The sequence below is a fragment of the Terriglobus sp. YAF25 genome (assembly GCF_052113305.1).
Classification (GTDB): Bacteria; Acidobacteriota; Terriglobia; order Terriglobales; family Acidobacteriaceae; genus Terriglobus.
Genome location: NZ_JBFRCY010000543.1, coordinates 1 through 3,241, shown reverse-complemented (window position 1 = coordinate 3,241; position 3,241 = coordinate 1). Strand labels below are relative to the sequence as shown.

Annotated in this window: 3 protein-coding genes; all 3 read right to left on the bottom strand. The window is 60.0% G+C overall.

Going from position 1 to position 3,241, the window contains the following annotated elements; genetic code table 11:
- Positions 1-93 precede the first annotated feature (93 nt).
- Positions 94-1,218 carry a bifunctional diaminohydroxyphosphoribosylaminopyrimidine deaminase/5-amino-6-(5-phosphoribosylamino)uracil reductase RibD gene (gene ribD, locus AB4043_RS19735; RefSeq protein ID WP_442307855.1) on the bottom strand — a complete coding sequence of 375 codons (1,125 nt, stop codon included), beginning with the start codon at positions 1,216-1,218 and terminating at the stop codon, positions 94-96.
- A 271-nt stretch (positions 1,219-1,489) separates the two neighbouring features.
- A complete protein-coding gene (ftsY, locus tag AB4043_RS19730) occupies positions 1,490-2,476 on the bottom strand; it encodes a signal recognition particle-docking protein FtsY (protein ID WP_442299129.1) in 987 nt (328 codons plus the stop codon).
- 37 nt (positions 2,477-2,513) lie between these two features.
- Positions 2,514-3,241 (bottom strand): NAD(P)H-dependent glycerol-3-phosphate dehydrogenase (locus tag AB4043_RS19725; protein ID WP_442307854.1); only part of this gene is annotated, 728 nt, incomplete at its 5' end.

The window sequence follows — 3,241 nt, the reverse complement described above, 5'->3', positions numbered from 1 at the left end:
GTGTAGTGCAGGGCTTGTGCATCTATGGGCGTTTTCCTMAATGAAAACGCCACTGCTAGCTTTTTCGGGATACCCAGCAACRGGAGAAATGCTCTAACTGCCCCAGGGATCGCGGAGATATCCAGTAACCAAAGTGTCGGAGCCGAACTCTGTCTTCGATAGACGGTTCAGCCGCTGCTCCAGCAGATAAGGAGACGGCCCGCCTTCAGCAAAGGGAACGGCTCCATGGCCAAGTTCGGCTTCCGAATAGAAGAGATTCACCTCATCGACGAGATCGCCGGCGAGGAAGGCTGCGTTCAGACGGCTTCCGCCCTCGACGAGTACTGAGGTGATCTGCCGCTCAGCGAGAGTGCGCAAGGCGTTTACCAGGTCGATGTGCTGTTGCGGCGCTTGCATGCGCTCCACCTGGACACCGAGTTCGAGCAAGGCATCTTCGTATGCCGCCGGAGCAGATTCATGACATAGGACCAGCAGATCATCATCGGCAGAGGCGACAAGCTTGCTGGAGAGGGGAAGCCGCAGATGCGTATCCAGAATCACCCGCAGAAGGTTGCGCCTGCGCGGCAGATTGGTGCGATCCGTAAGCAGCGGGTCGTCAGCCAGTACTGTGCCGATCCCGGTCAGGATAGCGTCAGAGGCATGCCGCATCTGCTGTACATGGGCTCGCGCCGCCGCGCCCGTCAGCCAGTGAGGTTCCTGGCTATAGCGGGTCTGAGGAGGAGGCGCCAGATATCCGTCGACGGAGAGTGCAGCCTTGAGGACAACGTAGGGTGACCCGGTAACGATCCACTTTGCGAAGGCATTGTTCAGCGCGCGGGCWTCTTCCTGTAGCAGGCCTGCTGTGACCTGGATGCCGGCCTGCGCCAGCCGGGCCAGGCCCTGACCGGCGACCTGAGGGTTGGGGTCCACTGTCGCTGCTACGACACGGGCAACACGGGCATGGATGAGTGCGTCCGCGCACGGGCCGGTACGGCCATGATGACTACAGGGCTCCAGCGTGACATAGGCGGTTGCAGCTTCAGCATCGCCTCCGGCCTCTTTCAGCGCGACGATCTCCGCGTGATCCCGATGCTCGTAAATATGGAAGCCACGTCCGATGACCTGGTCGCCTTTTACCAGCACGCATCCGACAGTGGGATTCGGCGAAGCGAGGCCTATGCCTTCACGCGCCAACGCCAGCGCTTGCTGCATGTACCGAATGTCGTCTATCAGTTCCATCGGCTTGCTCTCTATCGTAGCTGCTTGGGGAGTGATGGGATGGCTGGGAGCGGGCAACGCGCGACATATTTGAGAGCCCATACTCTGGGTGCCCCATCCATCGCAACGCGATGGGTAGGACGTTCGAGCGCAGCTCGAACCTGTTTGATCTCAGAATTGGAAGAAACGCCCAACGGGCGTGTTCTTCTGTTATCAACTTCCAGCTGCCGAAGCTAACTTGGGCTTGTCACTACAAAATAGACAAAGACGGTTCGAGGTCAGTTTGTCTCTTCTAGTTGAACAGCCCTTCGACAAACGCTGCCGAATCAAACTGCAGCAGATCTTCCATCTTCTCGCCGATACCGCAGAAGACGACAGGCAACTTCAACTCGTGTGCGATGGCAACGACAATTCCGCCTTTGGCTGTACCGTCCAGCTTGGTGAGCACAATGCCGGTGACACCGGCGCTCTCCGTAAACAGGCGTGCCTGTTGCAGGCCGTTCTGCCCGGTGGTGGCATCGATGACCAGAAATACCTGATGGGGAGCACCCGCAACAAACTTCTGTGCGATGCGGCGCATCTTGTCGAGCTCAGCCATCAAGCCTGTCTTGGTGTGCAGACGTCCAGCAGTATCGACCAGTACGACCTGTGTCTCACGCTTCTTGGCGGCATCGAGAGCGTCAAAGAGAGCCGCCGAAGGATCGCCGCCCTGGCGTGTCTTGACGATCGGCACRCCCGAGCGCTGTGACCAGACCTCGAGCTGTTCAATGGCCGCGGCGCGGAAGGTATCGGCGGCACACAGCAGCGTCGACCGATTCTGTGATTGGAAGAAGGCTGCGAGTTTGCCGGAGGTGGTCGTCTTGCCGGTACCGTTCACGCCGACCAGCAGGATTACCTCCGGTGGCGTTGACGGCGGGCGCACGAGGCGCTGGACATCATCGAGGATGGATTTGATCTCCTGCTTGAGCAGGTCTTTCAACGCGGCGCCGGATTCGATGCCTTCGCGCTTGGCTCGTTCGCGCAGACGATCGATGATCTCCGTTGTGGTGGAAAGGCCGATATCTGCTGTCAGCAGAATCGCTTCCAGGTCTTCGAGATCGCTCTCATCAACTGTCCGGGTAAACGAGAGGGCCTGGTCAAGCTGCGCGCTCAGGTTCTCGCGCGTGCGGGTGACCGCCTGCTTCATGCGGCCGAAAAAGCCGCGTGAAGCTTCCTCTTCCTGTTCCGGTTTACGGGGCTCGTCGTCCTTCAGCGAACCGAAGAGTGTCTGAATAGCCATCTCTTATAGTGTATCGCTCCCACAGAGGGCCGATGGCTTACTCAGCCCGCAGAGACCGGGTCATCAGCTCGCGGATTGCCTCCATGGGGGCCTTACCCTCATGAAGAATTGCCTCCACCTGCTGGGTGATCGGCATCTCCACATCGTGCTTGCGCGCGAGTCCCAGCGCCGCGGAGGTAGAGAGTACACCCTCGGCAACCTTGCCGTTGAGCGAGGCGATGATCTCCGGCAGCTTGCGACCCTTGCCAAGCTCAATGCCGACGGTGCGGTTGCGCGAAAGAGAGCCGGTGCAGGTCAGAACCAGGTCGCCTAGGCCCGAAAGGCCGGCCAGCGTTTCGGGACGTCCGCCGCAGGCTACGGCAAGGCGGGTAATCTCGGCGATGCCACGTGTCATCAGGGCCGCGGCGACATTGTGTCCGAGTCCAAGACCGGCAACGACTCCGGCGGCGAGAGCGATGACATTCTTCAACGCTCCGCCCAGCTCGACACCGACGACGTCGTCATTCGCATAGGTGCGGAAGGTCGAAGAAGAGAAGTCCGACTGGAGCTGTTGCGCCAGGGTGCGGTCCTTCGATGCGATGGTGACCACGGTCGGCATCCCCTGGGCAACCTCCTGTGCGAAAGAGGGGCCCGAGAGCACCGCTACTTTGGCTTGCGTCAACTCTTCAATCACCTGGCTCATCCGCAGGTATGTGCCTTGTTCAACGCCCTTGGTCGCTGAGATGACGGCATGGTCTGGCGTAAGGGGCATGGTCTGGCGTAAGG